Below are 20,767 nucleotides of genomic sequence, written 5' to 3'. Positions count from 1 at the left end.
CGAAGAGCATCTTCACGATTAGCAGCAATCATTTCAAAAGGATCGCAGCCGTTACCGCTTTTAACGCTGTCAAACGGCGTTGAAAACTTTCCAGTAAAGAGCGTTGAAAAGTTTCCAGTTGACTTGTAAGGTTATTGCATTTTAGCCGCCTTTTTACGTTGTTTAAACCGATAAGAATCGTTGCCAGTTTCCAAAATATCGCAGTGATGGGTAATGCGATCCAGCAGCGCTGTGGTCATCTTGGCGTCGCCAAATACCTGTGCCCATTCTCCGAAATTAAGATTAGTGGTGATGATCAGCGAGGTTTTTTCGTACAGATGGCTGATGAGGTGAAATAGCAAGGCGCCGCCCGATGCTGGGAATGGCAGATAGCCCAATTCATCCAGGATGACGGCATCCATAGAGGACAGTTGCTTGGCCAGATTGCCGGCTTTGCCCTGTTGTTTTTCCTTGTCCAGTTGATTGACCAGATCAACAGCGTTGTAGAAGCGAATGCGTTTGCCTTGATGAATCGCGGCAATACCCAGCGCGGTCGCCAAATGGGTTTTACCGGTACCGGTGCCGCCGACCAGTATCAAGTTGTAGGCTTGATCCATAAAGCCAGCGGTGGCCAGTTGTTCAATCCTGGCTTGCTGTAACGGCGTTTCCTGCCAGTCAAAACTCATCAAATCCCGATGTATTGGGCAACGTGCCGCTTTGAGTTGGTAATTCAAGCTGCGTGCCTGCCGGTCGGCCTGTTCGGCTTCGATCAAGCGATCCAGCCAGACTTCCGGCATGACCGGTTTTTTCTGGGCGTATTCGGCTTGCCATTCGCTCCAGGCAGCGGCCATGCCGAACAGATGCAGGGTTTTCAGTTGCGCGGTACGATCAATGGACATGGCGCGCGCTCCGTAAGGCATCGTAGCGGCTGCAATCGGCCACAGGCTCCAAGGTCAGAATCGGTGCTGGCGTTTCGTCCAGTGTTTTAGGCTGAGCCGCTTCGGTTAATCGGCGCATTTCATTGAGTACAATGGCCGCGCTGATGACGCCGGTTTGCAAAGTCAGATCGCAGGCGACTTCCAAGACATCCAGCCCGCCATCACCCAGGTCTCTGGCCATCAGCAACAGATCGACAAAGGCCCGGTCGCCCTTGTCTTGCTTGAGGATGCGATCGCGCACCACTTTGATCGACACCGGCAAATCCCATGCCCGAAACGGTGCACCATGCCGGAGTGCGCCGGGCTTTTTCTCTAAAACCGGCAGATAATGCCAAGGATCACAAACCAGTTGATCACGGCCCCATTGGCGACTGTGTTCAGCGATGATCTGTCCCTCGGCGACCATGCGCACGCAATCTGCGGTTAAACGCACCGACACCACGCTATTGGCCCATTCCGCTGGCACACTGTAACGGTTACGGTCGATGCGAATCAGGCAGAGTTGCGATACTCGCCGCATCTCTTCCACATAACCATCGAATACGGCCTTGACCGGCATTAACCGTGGTTGTTCTTCAGCAAAGCAATCGGCAATGGTGCGTGAAGCTTGTTCAGGATGAAGGCGCCCAGCCAATTCACGGCAACGCGTCGCTAACCAGGCGTTAAGGGCGGCAAAGTCTTCGAATTTGGCCCGGGGCGTAAACAGCCACTCCCGGATATTGCCCACCTGATTTTCCACCTGGCCTTTTTCCCAACCGGACTCGGGTGTGCAGGCCACCGGCTCAAATAAATAGTGATTGGCCAAAGCCAAAAAACGACGGTTAAAGCGCCGTTCCTTGCCAACAAAAATGGCATCAACCACCGTTTTTAGGTTGTCGTACACCATGCGTTTCGGCACACCGCCGAAGAAAGCGAAGGCTTGGTTATGGGCATCCAGCACCATTTCCTGGGTTTCACGCGGATAGGCCACGATGAACATCTGCCGACTGTAGGCTAAGCGAAAATGTGCGACTTTAATGGTCTGCACCACGCCGCCAAGCTCAACGGTTTCTTGGCTCCAGTCAAACTGGCACGTCTCGCCCGCTGGAAAAGCTAACGGGACAAAGGCTTGCTTGATCGTAGGACTGCTGGCTCGCTTTTTCTTCCAGCGCTTGACATAGCGCTGTACGGCGGTGTAACCCCCACGATAACCCTCGACCTGTAAACATTCATACAAGCGTTGAGCACTACGTCGTTGTTTGCGCGGCAAAGGGGCCTCCTGCTCCAGCCAAGTGTCCAACCGCTCGCGGTAGGAACCCAACTTGGGGTGTGGCTGATCGTTACGATGATAAACCGGGACTTCGACCGTCTTGAGATGCTTGCGGATGGTGGGGCGGGATAGCTTATAAGCTTCCGCCAAAGAGGTGATCGATTCTTTCTCTATAAAATGACGCCGTCTGATTTCGGCTATAACGTCCATTACTAACACTCCAGGATTCTCCGGCAAAAAACCGGACATTAAACAACCTGGGGTGGAAACTTTTCAACGCTCTTTTCCCCAGGACCCTGGAAAGTTTTGCACGCTTTTTAACATTTTAACGCTCCAAATAGATTCTTCCGGTTGAGATGCAGCTAACTGAGGCAAAGCCTTTTTCGCAAACTCAAAGGCAGAATCCATTTCGCCGGTTAACAATGCCTGTGCGCAATAAAAGGCGAACTGATTGGCATTTAGTTGTTTGACGGAAGAATCAGGCTCTGGAAACGACTGAATTTCTTCAGCGGTAAATTCCAGGGTTTCACCTTCAACTTCCTCATAGTCATCGAACAGCAACGGCATCTCGGACGTATCATCCCAAATCACACCTTCATCAAAGGCATTGCTGGCAATTTGAATAGCAGTGCTCTGATCTGAAGCGGTAACACCGACAACAACACGGTGTTGATAGTCGATGGTGTAAGTGACTGCAAATTTTTTTGAATCAGACATGGTGTTTCTCCAAAATGAAAAATGAGGAAACACCAATGCCTCCAAATGAGGAAAAGATGTCCCCCCATGTGGGTTAATGTAAAAGACTCAATCGACGCGTTTTTTGCAGCCGAAAGATAATCGAGTCGCGAACTTGTTCAGGATCGAGGCCAGTCAACTTGCAACAGTTGATAAAGCTGAAAGGGTTTGGATCTTTGATGTCGGTCATCCACTTGTATATTTCAACAGCGGTTTCCAACGAGCATCGACCATCAAACAAATTCCGTAAGGAATCCTCTAAAAGACATTCGCAAATATGCAAAATGTCTAGTTCGGACCAGGAGGGAAGTTCCTCGATGATGGGTTCTGGTTCATATAACCAAAGCCATTTATCGTCAATCCAATCGAGATTGAACGTGCGATCGTGGCCTTTGAGGTAGGTTTTGCGCATGGTGCACCTCCAAAAAAAGGTGAGGAACACATGCACCCAGGCGGGGACAGTGTTCCCCGGTGGGTTAACAGGCGTGATTCTTGGGTCGTTAAAACCAAAAATCGTCTTTGACTGAAGACATAATGTCTTCTATGGAATACGGCACAGAAGCCTTATCTTCCTCTTTGAGCGTAAATCGCGATCGCTCGGTTGGCGCTTTCCTGAATTGTTCCAAAAGAACAGGATCATGATCAGGAACCAAAGATTTCAGGGCAGCCCTGTAATCAATACTGCCTTGCTGTAGATAGCGACTGACACGAAGTCCAGCGCTTTCAGCATGAGCGAAATCTCCCATCAATTGCAAAATACTGCTTTCAACGTGAGACTGCTCTTGTTCGAACGCTTTGATTTTCGACTTGTAGTCCAAAATCATTTCCTCGGCATGGTGGTATGAAGATGCCAATGCATTCCATTGATCAAGTTGCAAACCAGAGGGAATAAAAATATCTCGGTCTGGATCTCTTTCAGGAGGCATATTGGTTTTTAAGCATTCCCAGAACTTTCTTGCTTCGAAAATGATCGTGTTGATGATCGCGTCATCACGAGGGATCGGAACGTCCAGATACTCGCGCTCGTTGAGATAGAGCGAAAGCCAAGCTCGGTCAGAATTGGCAACCAATATCTGCTGCTGAATCTGAAAGTAATAGCGCTTGTAAAGTTTGGATTCAGTCCGATTTTGTTGAACATCGCGAAAGTCTTCTTCAGATAAAAAAGCCTCTTGATCCTCTGAAGATTGAGCGTCACGAAAATTTTTCTCCGTTGGCGCCTTGATTTCAACAGGAATACCGTTGTCGTCAATACCATCAAACGATGCCCGGATGAACGGATAGCCATCGGATTCGGCACACACGGGTAACAGCATCGTGTTGTGACGACCTTCAAATGCACGCCTGGCAACCGGTTCTAATCGAATACCGCGCTGAACGTGCGGATTTCGATCGAGATTATCAGGGAGGATAAGTCCCTTCTTTTCAGCATAAAGCCGATACCGTGTCTTGTATGGACTTAACCCAAGAACAATATCGGCTTCAGAAGCTGAAACACCTAAGTTTCGCCATTGATGCCATTCGGGTGTTCTCTGGGGAATGTCCACAATTTTCATTGGAGATCCCCGGAATGAATACGAGTAAAGCGGCTTTTGCGTGGCTGGTAAATGGGTTTCCAGAATCTTTCCCGGAATACACTTCCGTGTTTACGCAAAAACGTTGGCTTGTCGTATTCACTGTAATCACGAGAATAAAAAAGCGAATTTAAAACGATAGAACTCATAACGGCCTCCAAATAGGAAAAATAAAGGGCGTCACGAGACCCCATTGGGCATCAAGGACGCCCATGTGGGTGAAAAAAAATGGAAAATTACTGCATCAAGACTCGGAACATGTCATTCCAGAGTTCAGTGCAAATTTGTTTCCAAGCATGCCTGCCAGCAAAAGGATTGCGACAGAGAAATAGCCGAATACTGCCAAAATTAAGTTTCTGATCATGATGACTCTCCAAATAAAGTTGAGGCACCAGAATCCCCAAAATGGGCATAAATGATGTCCATTAGGGTTGAACGAAAGCAGACAAATTAGCCTTAAGAGTTTCGAGCTTCAGACAAATGCTGTCTGTGCGGCTTGTTATTGACAGTTGCTCCCGGTGCAGCTTGGGTAGCAGCCTCATTAAGAGCGGATTCCTCATGGACAGGTGCGGTTGCACTTGATTGAGGTGATTTGGCTTCATTTTTAGCAGAAGGTAATGCGACTTCAGCAGCAGCTTTGGCCTTATTGAGTTCCTGCGTAATGAAATTCAAATCGATGCCGAAAAAGTTTTCGCCGGCATAATCAAGCGCCGCTTGCCATGAAGCATTTTCGGTCGCTCTTTTAACAAGCTTTGGAAGAATGCGTTTGGCATTGTCACTGGGCTCTTGAGATACGACAGAATCAATGACGACTTCTGCCTGGCCTTCAATGATGCGCTCAGCTTCATCCTGGTCGTAAATACCGACGAAGCCAAATGCAATACGTGAGCACTGAATCAAGGACTTATGACGCAACATACGCTTGGTATGAGATTGCCATGGGCCGCTGACTTTGTAGGGAGAACCGTTGTTTTTACTGGTACCTTCAAATGGCGGCCGATAAACCTCATCCAAGAACTCTTTGACTCGAACGGGATGGGATCGACCTTTACGATAGATCACACATTCAATCCAAGAAGAACAAGGTTTTGCGTCAGGCAAATCGGTGATGACTTCGTCTGAATAAACGAATTCAAGCCCATCCATATCGGAATGTTGATTGATGATACGAGACCAGCCGTCAACAGATACAACGGGTACGATGCCATTCTGCTTATCTGGATAAGCAAATATCTCTTTGGTGAACGGATTTAAACCGTACTGATCGGCAACGATCAAAAGAGCAGACATCTGTTCATCAGTCACCACGCCATCTTTGATCTTGAAAGCAGTGGCCTTCAAGGTGTCGATCAATTTTTTTTCGTCCGGAAAATTGAATTTATCGGCGAATTTTTTTACCAGGGTATTGGATTGATTTTTAGCATTAGCAGTCATGGTGTTTCTCCAAAAAATAAATTTAAAAGGAACACCAAGAGCCCCAAGGGACAAATGGTGTCCCAAAGGGAAAAGCTAAGAATTAGCGAAGCTCAAAATGACGGAGCAACGCCATTATTAACATCAAAAATCAATATCATCGAAATCGTCATAATTGTTAGACGGATAATCGGCTGATTGAGAGGCTGATGCAGATGAGCCAGAGGAAGAATTAGAGCCTGATTTAGAACCAAGCATCTTCATTTCTTCAGCGTGAAGCTCAGTGGTGTGCTGATCTTTACCATCTTTATCTTGCCATTTACGTGTGCGTAATGGACCTTCAAACAAAACGAGGGCACCTTTTTTAAGGTGATCACGAGCAATTTCAGCAAGTTTTCCAAACAGAACGACACGATGCCATTCCGTTTTTTCTTTACGCTCACCCGATTGGCGATCTTTCCAGGTCTCCGTAGTAGCCACTCTCAAATTGGCAATCGCCTTTTGATCTTGAGTAAAACGAACTTCTGGATCAGTTCCTAAACGGCCGATGATTGTAGATTTGTTGTACATGTTGAATCTCCTAAAGGAAAAAAATTAAAAAGAAGACCAATACACCCGCAGGGAGTGAAAGATCTCCCAAAGGGTTTAGTTAGAAGCCAAAACGGCTTCGATTTGAGCATGCCGGTTCGCAAGCAAGGATTTGCCTGTATCCAAGGAATCCTTGGCTGCAGACAATGCGGTTCCGATGCCGTACAAAAATACAGCAATTACAATGAACGTTCTCATAGTGCTTCTCCTAAAAGAAAAGGGAAACACCAACGCCCATACTGGGGAGAAGATGTTTCCCCAGTGGGTAAAGTAAAAATCACGCCGAAGCGTTTAACTGGTTGCTTTATTTAGAGTGCTGAACTGGCACTTGCTTTTGAGTCCTCTTAGAGAACTACAAAAATCCGTCTTTCCACAATACTCAAGCCAAGCGTTCTGGAAAGACGGTACCGGCAGTATGCCAAATACCGTCAATGTTTTTTCATTCGAAAGACGCCTGTTTTAGCGCGTCTTTCAGTGGTGGCAAGGCAAAAGGGGCGTTTTTTTCGCGTCTTTCACCCCGTTGCGTTTTCGGAAATGTAAATAGTATTGGGTGCATGATAGAGCCAACCGGATTGGTCATGACTTCACCCGATAAACCTGAAAAAGAAACCAAATTCGAGCCACCAGATCAAGATGCTTACATCTGCAAACAAATTGATCTATTTCAGACCTTTTTGTGCAACGGAGATGAGCAGCGAGAAAAGCTTTCCAATGCGATTCCACTATGGGATTGCCTGCCCCTTTATTCCGTCTCAAGGCAATGGGCGCACAAGATGAGGAAGGAAGGAAATTTTCCTCAGTTATTGATAAGGGATTGTCTGTACAAAGGGGGCAAAATCAGGATCGAAATTCAGCCGGCAAGGATATTGGAGAACGGCCTTGTAACTGAATATTACCCTGGGGCAAACGAAGAATTGATTGAGGCAGCCCTTCGAAAGATCGCCACTATACAAAACCACGGGTATTACGACGAGTCGACTCCTAGGTATGGCGTTAATTTTTCAATTTATCAGCTTAGAAAAGAACTGAAAAACAGAGGGCATGCGCGGTCCTACCAAGAAATAGTGCTAAGTCTACGAATCCTGGCCCGCAGTTCGATAGAGATTACGGCGAATAACAACAAAACCAAGATTTACGATGTAAGTAATTATTTTAGCCGTTTGTCATCCGTTTCTCGTTTTGATATCGAAGAAGACCCGCATGCGCGATGGTATGTTGAATTCCATCCACTCATCACAAAAGCCCTAAAGGCCATTGATTACCGGCAGTTCAATTACGAATTAATGATGTCGCATGATACGCAGCTCACTCGATGGCTTCACAAATACCTTATAGCCAAATTTACCTACGCAGGAAGAGGCCAAAAATTTGAGATCCGGTACAGCACCATCAAACGTGACAGCGGCTTGCTTGAGAGTTTCGGGAACCATCGAAAAGCGATGCAATACGTGCGCAAAGCGCTAACTGAGCTAGCGTATAAAGGGATTTTGGAACCGAAACTTTTGAGCATTGATGGCCAAGAAAATCTAATCCCATTCGAAGAAGCCAAGATTCTTGGGAAAAGAGGCCAAACCGAAGATGTTATTTACACCCTCTATCCTGCGGGAAAATTTTCGAGTGAATCCAAACAGGCAAATGCAAACCTGAACCGATTGTTGGAAAAATAGCGGTAGGTATAAGGTACGGGTTCTCGCGCTTTTCGGTAGGTATAGAGTACGACCCTTGGTAGGAATAGGGTACGGAGGGGTTCAATGGTTGGGAAAGTAGGCATTTTTTGAAAAAGTTGTCGGTAGGTATAGGGTACGGACATCAAAAAATGCGGTAGGTATAGGGTACAGGTATTAAAAAATGCGGTAGGTATAGGGTACACCCGATCAAATTTAAGTCTGATTTTGGCTAAATCTGTGGATAACTTTTGGTTGCTCGGTAGGTATAGGGTACGGGCTTAAAATATAAGACAATGATTTCTATGAATAAAAATTCAATTTTTTTGCTATTATCCTTTTAACCTTATTTTTATCCAAAAATTATCCCTGCCGTCATTGTCTGTCGGATCTCATAATTAATGAAAAAATCTCACAATTTCTTAAACATCCTGGCGGTTGACCGTGCCGACGGGCGCCCCAGTTATCGTGCTTAGGCAACCGATTGCTCGAAAGAAGCAGAAAAACAGCGCCTTTCACCCCGATACAAATCAAATTCTCCTTGTAGCATCACCCAGACACAATCAGGAGAATCTGAAATGCAATCGAACGACGCCTCATCCTTAAACAACATCCCTTATAAACCAAGCGAACTAGGCCGCCTTTTTTGGCTGGCTGCAAAGAAAGTTGCGGTAGCTGATCCTGAGTTTTCGCATAAAGACAATGTCCGCTTTGCCCTGGCCTTGTATTCAGGCGCGTATGTTAATCACATCCGGCTCTCAGATATGGTGGATTGCGTTATCAACGCATTAGCTAACTATTATATGCATGATGGTGTCAACGATGTTGAGTTAAGGGAGCTGTTCAATCCGTTGAGAACGGACTACGCCGCCTTAACAAACCAAAAATGGGATCAAGATCAGGCTTCAGAAAAAATCATTTCAGCTTGCATGAACCGATTGATGCTTGCTCAAGTGCGCGATGGAAACAATATACTTGTCGATCTTAGTGGGGCCGATGTTGACTACCAGGAAGTCTGGGAAAGAATCGACCGGGAAGAAAAAGAAGAGCTTGAAGCGGAGAAAGAGAAAACTTTGGCGGTTTTCGAAAAATGCCGGTGCGATGGCATTACGATATGCCTTCGGTCATTGGACGAGGAATGGCTGTACAAAGTGACCAACGAAGAAAAAGGCAACATGAAAGCAGACGAATGCCTGTGCGAGAAAGCAGCGTCGAGACCATTGTCCTTCGATTGCGATTTCGTCATCGAGAAGGAAAAAAACGAAAAACCAATGCAGGAAGCAAGGTAATGGAAATTTACAGGCGTAAAGAAACAGTCATCACATTGCGAGCAACTAGAGCCTTCCGAGATGCCGGAATACGTTATGGAATGCACAAAACTATGTTCATTGGTTCTGCAATCTTGATGGTTTTCGGACTCATACCCTTGGGCATTGGAGTATTTAACGGCATTGATGGGTTAGTCAAACTCATGTTATTGGGCGAGATGTCGGCTTTTACGGTCTTGTTGCTTGCGCATGCCGCGGTGGTTTTTCCGCATTCCCCAGAGATTACTGAAGACGACGTTGAAAATATGGCGGCACTCAGGATTCCTGAAGCGGTCATTCGAAGCTCGTTAGATTCGTCATTGCCGGTCGCAAACGAATCGACGAGTGAGTTAGAAAACTCCTAGTTACCCAAACAAATCCAGGACTCTCATGCTTCTCAAAAAATCGTTAGTTCTCTACGAATTTTGAGCTTATTGTTCTGATCGGTTGTTCCATGCTGGTTTTTCTCGCGGGCTCAATGTTTTTGCTGGTCTGTTTTGGTGCGGCCACCCTCATTTTTTTCGGAAAAGAAAAACTGAGCCAAAAAATCGATAAATTTTTCGACGAATTATTTTAGTTCTAAGGTATGGGATGTTGTGAACAATTACCTTGCGTGCTTGGAAACAAAGAGCTTGAGATGCATGGCCGCATTGTCGAGCTTCTAAACAAAGAGAAACCTTTAAGTGTGTTGATTGACTGCCTTTGTCGAGACATCGAAAGGATCCATGAAGACTCCGAGTGTCGTTTTCAGATTTTTGAAAAAGCACCGGCTGCTTATCCCGAATCAATGCTATGCCCGATGTTTCATGAAGAATTTGCTTCCGGAGCAAACGATAACATTGTCGGTTTTCTTGAAAGAAAGATGGAAATGTCGGCCAAAGGAGTTGGCTTCAAATCGTGTTGGTCATACCCTGTCAAGAATAACCGCGAGGAGACGCTGGGGATTTTTGCGCTTTATCAGGACTATCAAAATCCGCCTAACGATGCAGAACTACTGCAATTGGAGCGTTATGCCAATTTGTTCCAACTAATCGTTGAATGGTCACGAATGCAAAAAACACAGCCGGCAGTATAGTTTCATGGTCCTTGTAACTATATGTCGGAGGTCTTTCCCGCGCGTGCGCTGGTTATTTGTACTTGTTTTAATGTGTTGCATTACCGGCAACCTGTTTTAACGTGTTTTCAAAACACAAAAACAGGAAGCCGAAATGACTATTACCGTCGAATCAATCAAATCAACTATTCAATCTCGCCTGCTTGAAATGGTGGAATCGCGCCATGAGTTAATCAAGCACGCGCAGTTCTTATCTGACCTGGGTATTTCCGTCAGGGATTACAGGCTTTATATCGGCGAATGCTTTGAAGCAATTGCCGAGAGCTATCTTGAAAATCTCTGCGCGAAACTAAGTAGCCAATATTCCAATGGGACGCCGGCAAGGGTTTCGTTGGATTCTGGTCTGTATAAGGTTATATCAAGACGAAGCCGCCGGGAAAGTTTCGCCGAACAGTTTTGGTCGCATGCTGATGGAGACCTGGAAGCAGACAAGGCGCTGATTGAAGCCTATTTGTCCGAAGTAAATTTTGATGCGATTGCTGATTCGATTGGTGAACAAGTCGAAAGCCTGGAGGAAAAAGGCCTCAATATGCTGGCATGTAAAATCATCGATCGCTTGAATTTGAAGTGCGAGCGGGGATATTACGAGCCTTACAAAAAGGCAGGACGCGTCATTTGCCAAACCTGGTCGATTGGTTACCACGATGCCTATTCTAAAGTAAATGAACTGACCGCCTTACTGGATGCATTTGGCATCCTAGAAAAGGAATCTGGGATGTCATTCGGTGTTGCTATCAGCGAGTACATTTCGGCGCTCAAGGATCTCAGTTGGTCTCGGGAAAAAATCGCTTCCAGGACGGTTTTTGGCAAAGGGGGGCACCTTGAAATCCTCTGCTTCAAAGATAAACACGAGTACCGATTCAGTGTTCAAGCGTTCGATGCATTGATTGCTTTCCTGATGATCAACGGCGAGGCAGATGCCGCGGATAGGATTATCGAGAAAACAGGACTGCAGGAGGCTGCATAATGCTAACGCGCTATCTCCCTGCAGAACTCGATCAGGTTCAGTCTAAAGGCAGCACTGCGTCAAAGTCAGGCTCCCTGGCATCTTTGCATGAAAAACGTAAGGAAACCCTATCGCAATTCTTCACACCCGATTGGTTGGTTCGTTTTATTTGGCAGGTTATATCGCCTGCATTCGATCGCGATGAAGGCCGGTACCGGCTGCTGGATAACAGCGTCGGTAGTGCCGGCATGTTTCGCTATGCCGATCCCAAGCGGTATCATTTGTGCGGCCTGGATGTCGACGGTCAGTTGGTTGAAACGGTCTCTGAAATCCTTGACGGAAACGGGTATATGTTCGACTTGGTTCATGCCGGTATGGAATCGGTCGAATTGATTAAATTCAGTGCGGCGCTCATCAATCCACCGTTCTCTATTCCGCTATCGAGTCCATTCCTCAATGCTTACCCTGGCGTTACCCATTACGGGAAATACGGCCCTAACACGTCGGCCGTGTCTCACGAATACGCCTTGGCGCAAGCCTTAAACCATAGCGATATTGTGGCGGCTGTCGTACCGGCATCGACCCAAGCGATAGTGAAGCAATCGCCCGTCATGGCTGGCAGGTTGCGAGCAATATTTGATCTGCCAAGCAACGCATTCAAAGAAGAAAATGTCGAGTCGGTCAACACCGTTTTAATGGTGTTCGGTCGAAAGCTTCAAGGCCCAGCGGCCAATGCGCCGGAAAGCATCCGAATCAAAACTGGCTCGATCAACGAAAGCTTGATACCGCCAACACTGTTTCAACTGAGCTGCCGTTCGGTAGATGAACTGGGGCATAGCAGGAATCCTATTAGCGTCATAGGCATTGAGGAATCAAAGCCTGTGATTGCCACGGAGGCGACCGGTGATAATACGGTTATTCTGAAAAGAGCTGGTCGCTGGATAAAATTGGATTTCTTCGACGGCGCCACAGAAGGCCGCGTGAAGAATGCGCTTTATCGATCCCGCTTGTATTCCGATCACCTGCATAAGTACCCAGCGAAGACGCGTTATGCAGGGCAATTCCAATTGAATCTGGATGCCATCAGCATGCAGGACGATCCTTTTAAGGCGTTAAATTCAGTGTGCAATGTCATCCGGTCGGCTGGTGGTGAACTAGTCGTCAATCGCCAACTGATCGACGGCATTAAATCGATCGTTGTTGAAAATAAAAAAATGGGGATTCCATTCGGACGCACGGTTTTTCGGAAAGGCACACCGGAATTTAAAGCAACGGCAAACAAGATGGCCTTGATCAACCGGACGCAAAAAGGGGCAGCGATATCGAAAAATGAAACTGTCATGGCCAAACGGGTTGATGCTGGATTTATTGTCCAAACCGGACGCGGTGAATTTGCCTGTGACCACGACACATTTTTCGCGTTGTTCACCCCAGAGAAGACGGTTGTTGACGCCGGTTACTGGGAGGATATTTACCCGCCAATCAAGAACTGTTTTCCAAAGGAGATAGACCGCTTAAAAGCAAAGGCCACGCTACTTGGGATCGACCAGTGGCTGACCTGGGACTATCAGCTCGAAGATCTTTGCGAGTTGGCGTTTAAGCCCAATGGGGCCATTTGTGGCTGGCAAATGGCTTTGGGTAAATCCAGGCTCGCGTTATCGCTCGCTCTACTTCTCAATGGAAAATCGCTGTTGGTGTTGAAATCGAGGTTGGTGCCAGAAATGGCCAATGAATTGAAATCGCTTGGCGTCACGGATTACAAGGTGATCAAAACCTTGAGTGATACCAAACAGCTCGGCAAGGTCAATATCATCAGTTACGAACGACTGAAAATGGCCATCGATCCGCGGTTTCCCAAACTGACATTGGCTAAATTTCTGCGTAAGAAAATAAAAAACGTGCTGTGCGATGAAGGTGGTTTGCTGGCCAATCATTTTTCTCAGCAGACTCGCGCAGTATGGGCGCTGGGTGCTAAACGCCGGTATATCCTGGACGGTACGCCGAGCCCTAACTATCCCCGCGAAATGCAAAATCTGGCGGCTTTTGTGGCCGGTCAAGAAAGGGCTTATCAACCATACTCGATGAATGGCGGCTTCATTGAAAAGCGGCTGTTCAAAAGCGCCGAATTCCAGCCAACAGGCCGGGATGAGTTTACCCGTCGTTACGTGACCCTGGAATGGGCAACGAATGAATTTTTAGATAACCACGAACGCGGGGCAAAACGGGAAGTACCCAAGATCAAGCCTGCATTTCTTCAGGATTACAGGGCATGGGTGGCACCGATGATCAAACGCCGTGTCCAGCAGGAACCGGCCGTCAGTCGCTATGTAAAATTCCCGGTACCTACCTTATGCGATCCGATTGAAGTCGATTGGAAAATGGATCATTTGCTGCTCTATGTGAAAACTGCGGAAGAGTTCGCCAATTGGTACAAGCAATATGCCAAAGAGCGCGGCGAGGAAGGCAAGGCGCTTAACTTGACGATGATCCTGGCTAGGCTTGAAGCCTGTTTCAAGGCGGCGAATGTGCCCAGCGCGGTTAGTGGCTACGGTCGAGGGTTTCAATCCCTGACCAGTAAGGAAAAGGTTTGTCTTGACCTGATCGAAAGCGAAATCAACAAGGGACTAAGACCGATCGTATTTGCGAAAAACCCCGTGGTATTGCGGCGTCTCTCTGAAGAGTTGAGAAAACGAAATATCATAAACCTGGTTTTCACCGGCGAGGACACCATTGCGAAACGGACGGCAAAGCTGAATGAGCGTATCCGCAACGGAAGTGATCAAGTCATGCTGGCCAGCCTCGGCGTGACACAAGACGGCTTGAATCTGCCGATGCTCAATTCGGTGATTTTCTACAATCGATCCTACAAATCGCGGGAAGAATTCCAGGCTATTTATCGACTAATCCGTCCACAGCAAAAAAGCGAAGTGTCCTGTCATTTTCTGCATCTGAAAGGCTCGATCGACGAATACATGGGGCAGTTGATCAAATGGAAAACCCTGGCCAGTGAAGCAGGCCTGGACTATGGCGAACAAGCCGACGATGAAGGTTTCGTGCATTTTGATGCGTTTGTGTATCGTTTCATCAACTCTATCCCCGAGTTGAAAGAAAAACTGGATTTTCTCCGAAAAAAGGCTGCGTAAAAAACCAACAAATCATCAAAAGGCGTCTAAAAATAGCGCCTTTTAACCAGGCATTTCAAAAATAATCCATTCAAAATTGGTTTTAATATGGCAAATAACCGCGTCATTAAACACATCAGTCTCAACGAAGAAACCCGCAATCTGGTGATTCTGTTTCGGGGAAGTTCCTCAGCAATCGAAACGAAAGCACTGGATTTCAAAAAGGACGGCAAGGGGAATATCGTTTACATGCTGCTCGATCGATTGATTCATAAACCGCATGAGAATTTGTTCGAATGCTTTCTGAATGATCAATGGGAAAGCGGATTCTCGATTTCTGGTTGTTATGTCAGCGAGCTTAGCCGCGCCTCAAACACGGTCTGATATTAATTTGCATTATTTTTGCGGCACATAAAATGGAATTATCAAGGATTTTCACATGGATAAGACGATGAGATTTTCAATTAACCGCGAACAAATACTGGGCCCGCTGCAACAAATTGCCCGTGTCATTGATAAGCGCCAAACATTGCCCATTCTTTCAAATGTACTGGTTCAGTGCTGCGATAATCGGCTAATCCTGACAGGCACCGATTTAGAGGTTCAAATCGTCAGTCATTTGAATCTGGATGACATTCGTGATGAAGGCAGTATCACGATGCCAGCACGAAAGCTATTGGATATTTGCAAGCTACTGCCAGCTGACAGCGTGATCAAATTCGATCTGGATAACGATAAGGTCAAGGTTTCTTCGGGGCGCGGTCGTTATACATTGAATACCTTGCCAGCCGATAGTTTTCCCGAATTTAGCCGCAGCGAGACGAAATCCAGCTTCAAGGTCAATGCCGGAAAGCTGAGAGAAGGTCTGGATAAAACAGCGTTCTGCATGGCGGTCAATGATACCCGGCACTACCTCAACGGCTTGGAGCTAAGCATCAAGAATTCAAAAATCAAGCTGGTTGCGTCTGATGGGCATCGGCTCGGTCTGTATGAGGATGACATTGGGGCAAAAACTGATCACGATGCCAAAATCATCCTGCCCAGAAAAGCAGTACAAGAACTGGTGCGATTGCTAGACGATTCGGGGGCGGACGCGGAGATCCGGATTTCAAATAATTCCATCGAGGTTTTGTATAAAAACTCGGTGTTCTCATCAAAGCTGGTTGATGCTCGTTTTCCTGATTTTAGTCGAAGTTTCAACCAGTCATTTCTGGATCCGCTGAGAGTGGATAGAGTGTCGCTAAAAGAAGCATTGATGCGAGTTGAGGTGCTTTGCAATGAGAAATACAAAGGCGTGAATTTCGAAATCAATAGCTGCTCGATGAAACTAAGCGGCAATAATCCGGAAAATGATGAGGCAGAAGAAGATATTGTGATCGACTATCTGGGAGATTCCGTTTCAATTTCCTTCAATGCTCAATATGTGTTGGATGCCGTGAATAACGTCGACAGCGATACGGTGGAAATGACCATTGCCGCCAATGCGAGCGCCTGTTTTCTCGAAGCGCCGACTAAATCGTTGTTTCGGTATGTCGTGATGCCGATGCGAATATGAATGTGACAATGAACTATTTTTTAACCCAATGGAGTTGAACCCATGTTAGACCTGGAAAATAAAACCCCGGCCGAACTACAAGCGCTCATAGCCGAAGCAGAACAAAAACTGGCTGAAAAGCAAAAGAGTATGCGCAAAGAAGTGATTGCACAAATCAAAGAATTGGCGGCATCAATTGGCGCATCAGTCAATATCAAGTTCGACGAACAGGCAAGCAGAAAGAGCGGCGGCCCACAAGGCAAAGTGGCACCGAAATATCAAAACCCAGCCAATCCTGATGAGACGTGGACAGGACGCGGCGTTGTGCCGAAATGGATGCAGGAATTAATCGATTCCGGCCGAAGTAAGGATGAATTTTTGATCGAGAAAGATCAGTAAACGTGCTTATTCATAAGGAGATATGGCAGGTGCCATTCAAAAATGTTTTGGTCTATTCACTAACCCAGCCACTCGATTTACACCAGCTTGCAGATAAGCTGAATGAGAGAGAATTCAAACCTTGTGCTGCGACAGATTCAATGTCCGTCGATTGGACGAAGCCTGCGGAATTCCTTCAGGAAAATAACCTGGTTTACCGGATTGGCCAGTACGATCTTATCGCACTGAAAACCGAGCCCAAGGTGCTTCCTGCTGCTTCGATCAACAAAATTCTCATCGAGAAAATTACCGAAATCGAGTCCAGAGAACAGCGTCGAGTCAAAGGCCGTGAGCGGGCCGATCTGAAAGACCAGATCATTCACGAGTTGTTGCCGCGTGCTTTCAGTAAAGAATCGGTGACGATGGCTTACGTTGATCGCATGAAGCATCAGATCGTCGTTAATGCTTCGTCGGCAAGTGCTGCTGAAAAGCTGCTGTCACATTTGCGGAAAGCCATAGGCTCGCTTCCGGTTGTGCCGTTGGCTGTCGAAAACAACGTGCCTGGCACAATCACCGGCTGGGTCAGCGACCACTTTCCCGAAGGATTTGTGCCCGGCAATAGCGCTTCGATTTCGACGGACGAAGGTGGAGTGATCAAACTAAAAAACATCGATTTGCTCTCGCAAGATGTCAGATCACATATCGATGCCGGTGGTCGGGTAACAAAAATCGCTCTGACGTAGGAAGACAAAGTAGCGTTCGACCTCGATGCGAGCCTTGGAATCAAGCGAATCCGGCTGCTCGATCTATTCAATGAAAACCGGGATGAAGAATACGAGTCAGCCGCCGCTTTGTTCGAGGCTGATCTGACTCTATTTGCCGGCGGGATGGCAGAACTGATCGAAAAGCTGGTCGCCGTGTTTGATGGCGAGGCAAAACGGAAGGCAGCGTGACTCCAGAAATCACCCCCTCAATCCAAGCACGTTCCGGACGGTACATTAATTTTGTAGCGCTTGATCCAAGCGTATTTTGCATTCACGACATTGCTCATGCCTTGTCACATACCTGTCGATTTGGCGGGCTCACAAGGTCGTTCCACTCAGTGGTGCAGCATTCGGTTTTGGTGAGCTATCTGGTACCCGAATGCGATCAATTTGCAGCGTTGATGCACGATGCTGCAGAAGCTTATGTTGGTGACGTTCCTACACCGCTAAAGCAGTTGTTGCCGGAATTTAAGATCATCGAAAAGCGGATAGAGACTTCTCTGTTTGAAAAATTCGGCCTTTATGACGGAATGCCAGTGTCGGTAAAGAAAGCCGATTTGATAATGTTGGTCACCGAGCAAAGGGATTTGATGAATGCAAAAAACGATGATGAAGAATGGGGCGTCATCGCTGATATACCGCATGCGCCGTTCAGAATAAAGCCTCAATCCCCAGAACAGGCGAGAAAATCCTTTTTGGATCGATTCAATCAACTTTCAAAGGTGCGCAGGTAAGCAAATGCTCAAATTCGTTGAATGGTTTGGCTCGATTACTGGGCTTCTTGGAAGCTTGATCCTGGGGCTCAACACCTCATTCTCTGGATGGGGATTTGTGGCCTTTCTGCTATCGAATGCTGCTTGGCTTACCTACGGTGTAAAAACCAGAACATGGTCGATGGTTGCCATGCAAATGGGCTTTACCGTGACCAGCTCGATCGGTGTCTGGCGATGGCTGTTTTAGCTCGTTGCCGGCTGGCTGCGGTGGTCTATACTTTTTGAACTTCATCATGGAAGAGCATGTTTAGCTGCCCAATACCCAATTACACCTGCGAACCAATCTTAGCCGTCAAGCATCGTCGCCCTGTTTTATTCTGGGAGGCTTTGTTTCGAGGACAAAGATCTGCGGACGAAACATGGGTGAGGTCGACCGAAAGCCATTTAAGTATTTGGCCAACAACCATGCGCCGGACAAATGGAAATGCAAAACGATTGCTGTCAACCTGTCCACGGCTCGGTTCTGGGTATTTCTGATGAAGTTGTGAAAGCAGTTGCATTGAATTGGAAGTTGTGCCTCGAATGGACAGAAGATTTTTCGTCAAATGCTGATCTTCACAACGCTGCTGAACGGTTTATCGAATGGCGAAAAGAGCATATCGTGCTGATTTCTGTTGATGATATTGGCGCCGGCATGGACGGATTACTTCGAACAACCCTCACTCAGCCTGATGTACTCAAGATCGACGGCAATTTCCTAAAGCTGGCGATGGCTAGCATTGAAAACCGGGAAATCCTTCAGCACATGATCAGCCATTTTTCCAAGAAGAAAATGACAGTGGTAGCAGAGCATATCGAAACCAGCTGGCATCTCAGCTTTGCCCGATCGATCGGCTGTAATGCTTGGCAGGGATTTTGGTCCAGAGAGTCGAGATTTGGTTATCTTTAAATTCGAAACAGCCAGAAAATAGCGTTCTTCAACGTGACTTCTTTCGAAGAGGTTGCACAAAATAAAGCTTCAAAAAACCAATTTTTTTAACCGTGAGGAAAAACATGAACAAGAGCGAATTGATAGCTAAAATTGCACAAGACACCAGTCTGAACAGGAAACAGGTTGAAGACGTTTTAAAAAGCCTGGCTGAAACCATCAAAAGTGAAGTGATTAGTTCAGGCGAGTTTACTCTTCAGGATGTCGGCAAATTAAAGTAAACGACAAGCCGGAAATGGAACGCCGCAATCCTAGAACTGGTGAGATGTTTAAATCGCCGGCCAAAAAGGTAGTTAAAATCACACCTGCAAAAGTATTACGGGATGCGGTAAACGCTTAGTCCATTAGCGATCGGGCAATGAGAAAGTTTTTTTCGATGATGGGGCATTTTTTCGTCGAGACGATTTCATTGCCCAGCCTTATCACTCAAATTTGGAAATATACCGCTACAAGTTTAGATTTTGTCGCCTCATTCGGAAGGTCTGTGTTCGGGGCGGTATTCACTGATCCTCTGATATTTATCCTGACTTCCGGTATTTTGTTATGGATGTATCTGGATGATTTTCTGACGCAATTTCAATAGCTTGATCAGAAATTTTCGCCAAGAACCTTTCTTAATCCGGCATCCGTCAACAAGTAACCACTGAATTTATCCAAAAGCGGCGTAAAACGCCCCTTCAGGTAGAGGAATCCCCGGCCTTTAAGCCGGGGGAAGATGTGAAAGATCCTTGTTCAAGTTTTCGATATAGTCATCCCAATCTTGTTTTTCTTCATCGTCCATCACAGATCCGCCATCGTGATCCGGGCACTCTCCGCGATCATTGATCTGGTCGGCGCGGTATATAACATCCGGACCACAAAATAGGCATGTGTCGTACTCATCTTCAGATGACGCACAGTTCGGGCATACCCATCCATCTGGCTGAAAATAGAGCTCATCGGGATCGCCAATTGGCTGGTTTTTCTTTTTCTTGATCCCGCAGCATTCGCATTCAGGAGTCAATGCCGTGCTGATCAGATTCCCCAAATGATCATTGGAACTGACTTCAAGGGTGTTTCCTTCATCTCAGAAACGCACTCAGCAAGCTTTGGCAAGTCTGACGTTATAGCGAGAATGAGATTTTTGTCTTCAGTGTCGGGCCCGCAATCAATTAGCGCCTTTTCGGAATTGAAACCACAATATGCGGATATCGACGCATGGGCATGAGGTGAACCTACCTCAATACCTTTTCTAAAAAGCATGAAAGAATAACACCAAGTCAACACTGGTGAATTGAAAATCAGGAAGTTGATGAGATTTTCGAGTGGGTTGGCAGCATTGATATCGCGATCGTGCCGGGTGCCGCATTGTGGACAATCCCTCATCCGCACCGACAAGGACCGCTTGTCGACGAAAAGCTCGCAGGCATGGCAGCGTTTGGCGTTGAGTTCAAACCGGTCAATACAGTATGGATGAAGAATTTCGCGGTTTTTGTTAAGTCGAATTCTGAGAAAGAAACTCAAGCAAGTCCATAGCTTCCTCGCCCCAAAGAGAGGGTTTCATTTCGACCGATTTGTCGAAAATATCATCACTTTCAGTAATGAACAAAAAGCCTTCGCTTTCCAACGCCCGAGCTGCAGCCGAAGCGGATTTTCTAGTGATACCTTGATGTTCGATGCATTCAGCCAAAAGTTTTTTCGCCCGCCCGCCAAGCTTTTCAAGTGCATGAGCAGCTGCTATGGCTTCGGATTCACTTTCGAAGAAAAACAGTTCGATCATTCTCG

Annotated in this window: 24 protein-coding genes and 2 pseudogenes; 15 read left to right on the top strand and 11 right to left on the bottom strand. The window is 46.7% G+C overall.

Translation table 11 applies throughout. From position 1 onward, the window contains the following. Window positions 1-131 precede the first annotated feature (131 nt). From istB to GO003_RS16715, 8 genes are all read right to left on the bottom strand, one after another. The gene (gene istB / locus GO003_RS16750) at window positions 132-878 is read right to left on the bottom strand and encodes an IS21-like element helper ATPase IstB (RefSeq protein ID WP_159654190.1); all 747 of its coding nucleotides are present in this window, start codon (window positions 876-878) and stop codon (window positions 132-134) included. Beyond that, the gene (gene istA / locus GO003_RS16745; protein WP_159654192.1) at window positions 868-2,376 is read right to left on the bottom strand and encodes an IS21 family transposase; all 1,509 of its coding nucleotides are present in this window, start codon (window positions 2,374-2,376) and stop codon (window positions 868-870) included. The genes istB and istA overlap by 11 nt, the downstream gene beginning before the upstream one ends. Before the next feature lie 63 nt (window positions 2,377-2,439). Then, window positions 2,440-2,883: a hypothetical protein gene (locus tag GO003_RS16740; RefSeq protein WP_159654194.1), complete on the bottom strand. Its 444-nt coding sequence runs from the start codon at window positions 2,881-2,883 to the stop codon at window positions 2,440-2,442. A gap of 73 nt (window positions 2,884-2,956) precedes the next feature. Then, the gene (locus GO003_RS16735; protein WP_159654196.1) at window positions 2,957-3,313 is read right to left on the bottom strand and encodes a hypothetical protein; all 357 of its coding nucleotides are present in this window, start codon (window positions 3,311-3,313) and stop codon (window positions 2,957-2,959) included. Window positions 3,314-3,401: 88 nt separating this feature from the next. Further along, entirely contained in the window at window positions 3,402-4,454 is a 1,053-nt protein-coding gene (locus GO003_RS16730; RefSeq protein WP_159654198.1) for a YqaJ viral recombinase family nuclease, read from the bottom strand. A 474-nt stretch (window positions 4,455-4,928) separates the two neighbouring features. Next, on the bottom strand, window positions 4,929-5,906 hold the full coding sequence (bet, locus tag GO003_RS16725) for a phage recombination protein Bet (RefSeq protein WP_159654200.1): 978 nt from the start codon (window positions 5,904-5,906) through the stop codon (window positions 4,929-4,931). A 123-nt stretch (window positions 5,907-6,029) separates the two neighbouring features. Next, complete coding sequence (gene ssb / locus GO003_RS16720) at window positions 6,030-6,455, bottom strand: single-stranded DNA-binding protein (protein ID WP_159654202.1); 426 nt, start codon at window positions 6,453-6,455, stop codon at window positions 6,030-6,032. Between the two features lie 75 nt (window positions 6,456-6,530). After that, the gene (locus GO003_RS16715) at window positions 6,531-6,671 is read right to left on the bottom strand and encodes a hypothetical protein (protein ID WP_159654204.1); all 141 of its coding nucleotides are present in this window, start codon (window positions 6,669-6,671) and stop codon (window positions 6,531-6,533) included. A 380-nt stretch (window positions 6,672-7,051) separates the two neighbouring features. On the opposite strand from GO003_RS16715, the gene GO003_RS16710 reads away from it, so the two are divergent. From GO003_RS16710 to GO003_RS16640, 15 genes and pseudogenes are all read left to right on the top strand, one after another. Then, the gene (locus GO003_RS16710; protein WP_159654206.1) at window positions 7,052-8,140 is read left to right on the top strand and encodes a replication protein; all 1,089 of its coding nucleotides are present in this window, start codon (window positions 7,052-7,054) and stop codon (window positions 8,138-8,140) included. Window positions 8,141-8,715: 575 nt separating this feature from the next. Beyond that, window positions 8,716-9,426 (top strand): hypothetical protein, encoded by a 711-nt coding sequence (locus GO003_RS16705; protein WP_159654208.1) that lies wholly within the window; start codon window positions 8,716-8,718, stop codon window positions 9,424-9,426. Further along, the gene (locus GO003_RS16700; RefSeq protein WP_159654210.1) at window positions 9,426-9,809 is read left to right on the top strand and encodes a hypothetical protein; all 384 of its coding nucleotides are present in this window, start codon (window positions 9,426-9,428) and stop codon (window positions 9,807-9,809) included. The genes GO003_RS16705 and GO003_RS16700 overlap by 1 nt, the downstream gene beginning before the upstream one ends. 272 nt (window positions 9,810-10,081) lie before the next feature. Beyond that, the gene (locus GO003_RS16695; RefSeq protein WP_159654212.1) at window positions 10,082-10,519 is read left to right on the top strand and encodes a hypothetical protein; all 438 of its coding nucleotides are present in this window, start codon (window positions 10,082-10,084) and stop codon (window positions 10,517-10,519) included. A 133-nt stretch (window positions 10,520-10,652) separates the two neighbouring features. After that, window positions 10,653-11,525 (top strand): hypothetical protein, encoded by an 873-nt coding sequence (locus GO003_RS16690; protein ID WP_159654214.1) that lies wholly within the window; start codon window positions 10,653-10,655, stop codon window positions 11,523-11,525. Continuing rightward, on the top strand, window positions 11,525-14,647 hold the full coding sequence (locus GO003_RS16685; RefSeq protein WP_159654216.1) for an SNF2-related protein: 3,123 nt from the start codon (window positions 11,525-11,527) through the stop codon (window positions 14,645-14,647). The genes GO003_RS16690 and GO003_RS16685 overlap by 1 nt, the downstream gene beginning before the upstream one ends. Before the next feature lie 87 nt (window positions 14,648-14,734). Then, window positions 14,735-15,010, top strand: a complete 276-nt coding sequence (locus GO003_RS16680; protein WP_159654218.1) for a hypothetical protein — start codon at window positions 14,735-14,737, stop codon at window positions 15,008-15,010. A 67-nt stretch (window positions 15,011-15,077) separates the two neighbouring features. Further along, on the top strand, window positions 15,078-16,181 hold the full coding sequence (gene dnaN, locus GO003_RS16675) for a DNA polymerase III subunit beta (protein ID WP_159654220.1): 1,104 nt from the start codon (window positions 15,078-15,080) through the stop codon (window positions 16,179-16,181). A gap of 42 nt (window positions 16,182-16,223) precedes the next feature. After that, window positions 16,224-16,559, top strand: a complete 336-nt coding sequence (locus GO003_RS16670; RefSeq protein WP_159654222.1) for an H-NS histone family protein — start codon at window positions 16,224-16,226, stop codon at window positions 16,557-16,559. A 2-nt stretch (window positions 16,560-16,561) separates the two neighbouring features. Further along, window positions 16,562-17,491 (top strand): annotated as a pseudogene (locus GO003_RS16665) (recombination-associated protein RdgC). Continuing rightward, entirely contained in the window at window positions 17,488-18,036 is a 549-nt protein-coding gene (locus GO003_RS16660; protein WP_159654226.1) for a metal-dependent phosphohydrolase, read from the top strand. Before GO003_RS16665 ends, GO003_RS16660 begins: the two are co-directional and overlap by 4 nt. A 4-nt stretch (window positions 18,037-18,040) precedes the next feature. Continuing rightward, window positions 18,041-18,262, top strand: coding sequence for a hypothetical protein (locus GO003_RS16655; RefSeq protein WP_083918170.1), 222 nt, complete (start codon window positions 18,041-18,043; stop codon window positions 18,260-18,262). A 231-nt stretch (window positions 18,263-18,493) separates the two neighbouring features. Continuing rightward, entirely contained in the window at window positions 18,494-18,964 is a 471-nt protein-coding gene (locus tag GO003_RS16650) for an EAL domain-containing protein (RefSeq protein WP_159654228.1), read from the top strand. Window positions 18,965-19,068: 104 nt separating this feature from the next. Continuing rightward, a pseudogene (locus GO003_RS26635) lies at window positions 19,069-19,343 on the top strand (HU family DNA-binding protein). A gap of 18 nt (window positions 19,344-19,361) precedes the next feature. Continuing rightward, window positions 19,362-19,586: a hypothetical protein gene (locus GO003_RS16640; protein ID WP_159654230.1), complete on the top strand. Its 225-nt coding sequence runs from the start codon at window positions 19,362-19,364 to the stop codon at window positions 19,584-19,586. Between the two features lie 117 nt (window positions 19,587-19,703). On the opposite strand, the gene GO003_RS16635 is transcribed toward GO003_RS16640, so the two are convergent. The 3 genes from GO003_RS16635 to GO003_RS16630 are packed head-to-tail and all read right to left on the bottom strand — an operon-like array spanning window position 19,704 to window position 20,762. Then, window positions 19,704-20,006, bottom strand: a complete 303-nt coding sequence (locus tag GO003_RS16635) for a hypothetical protein (protein ID WP_159654232.1) — start codon at window positions 20,004-20,006, stop codon at window positions 19,704-19,706. 11 nt (window positions 20,007-20,017) lie between these two features. Further along, a complete protein-coding gene (locus GO003_RS26630) occupies window positions 20,018-20,506 on the bottom strand; it encodes a zinc ribbon domain-containing protein (RefSeq protein ID WP_159654234.1) in 489 nt (162 codons plus the stop codon). Further along, complete coding sequence (locus tag GO003_RS16630; RefSeq protein ID WP_159654236.1) at window positions 20,478-20,762, bottom strand: hypothetical protein; 285 nt, start codon at window positions 20,760-20,762, stop codon at window positions 20,478-20,480. The genes GO003_RS26630 and GO003_RS16630 overlap by 29 nt, the downstream gene beginning before the upstream one ends. Window positions 20,763-20,767: the final 5 nt, after the last annotated feature.

Source organism: Methylicorpusculum oleiharenae, assembly GCF_009828925.2.
GTDB lineage: Bacteria > Pseudomonadota > Gammaproteobacteria > Methylococcales > Methylomonadaceae > Methylicorpusculum > Methylicorpusculum oleiharenae.
This window is presented reverse-complemented; position numbering and strand designations above follow the sequence as displayed.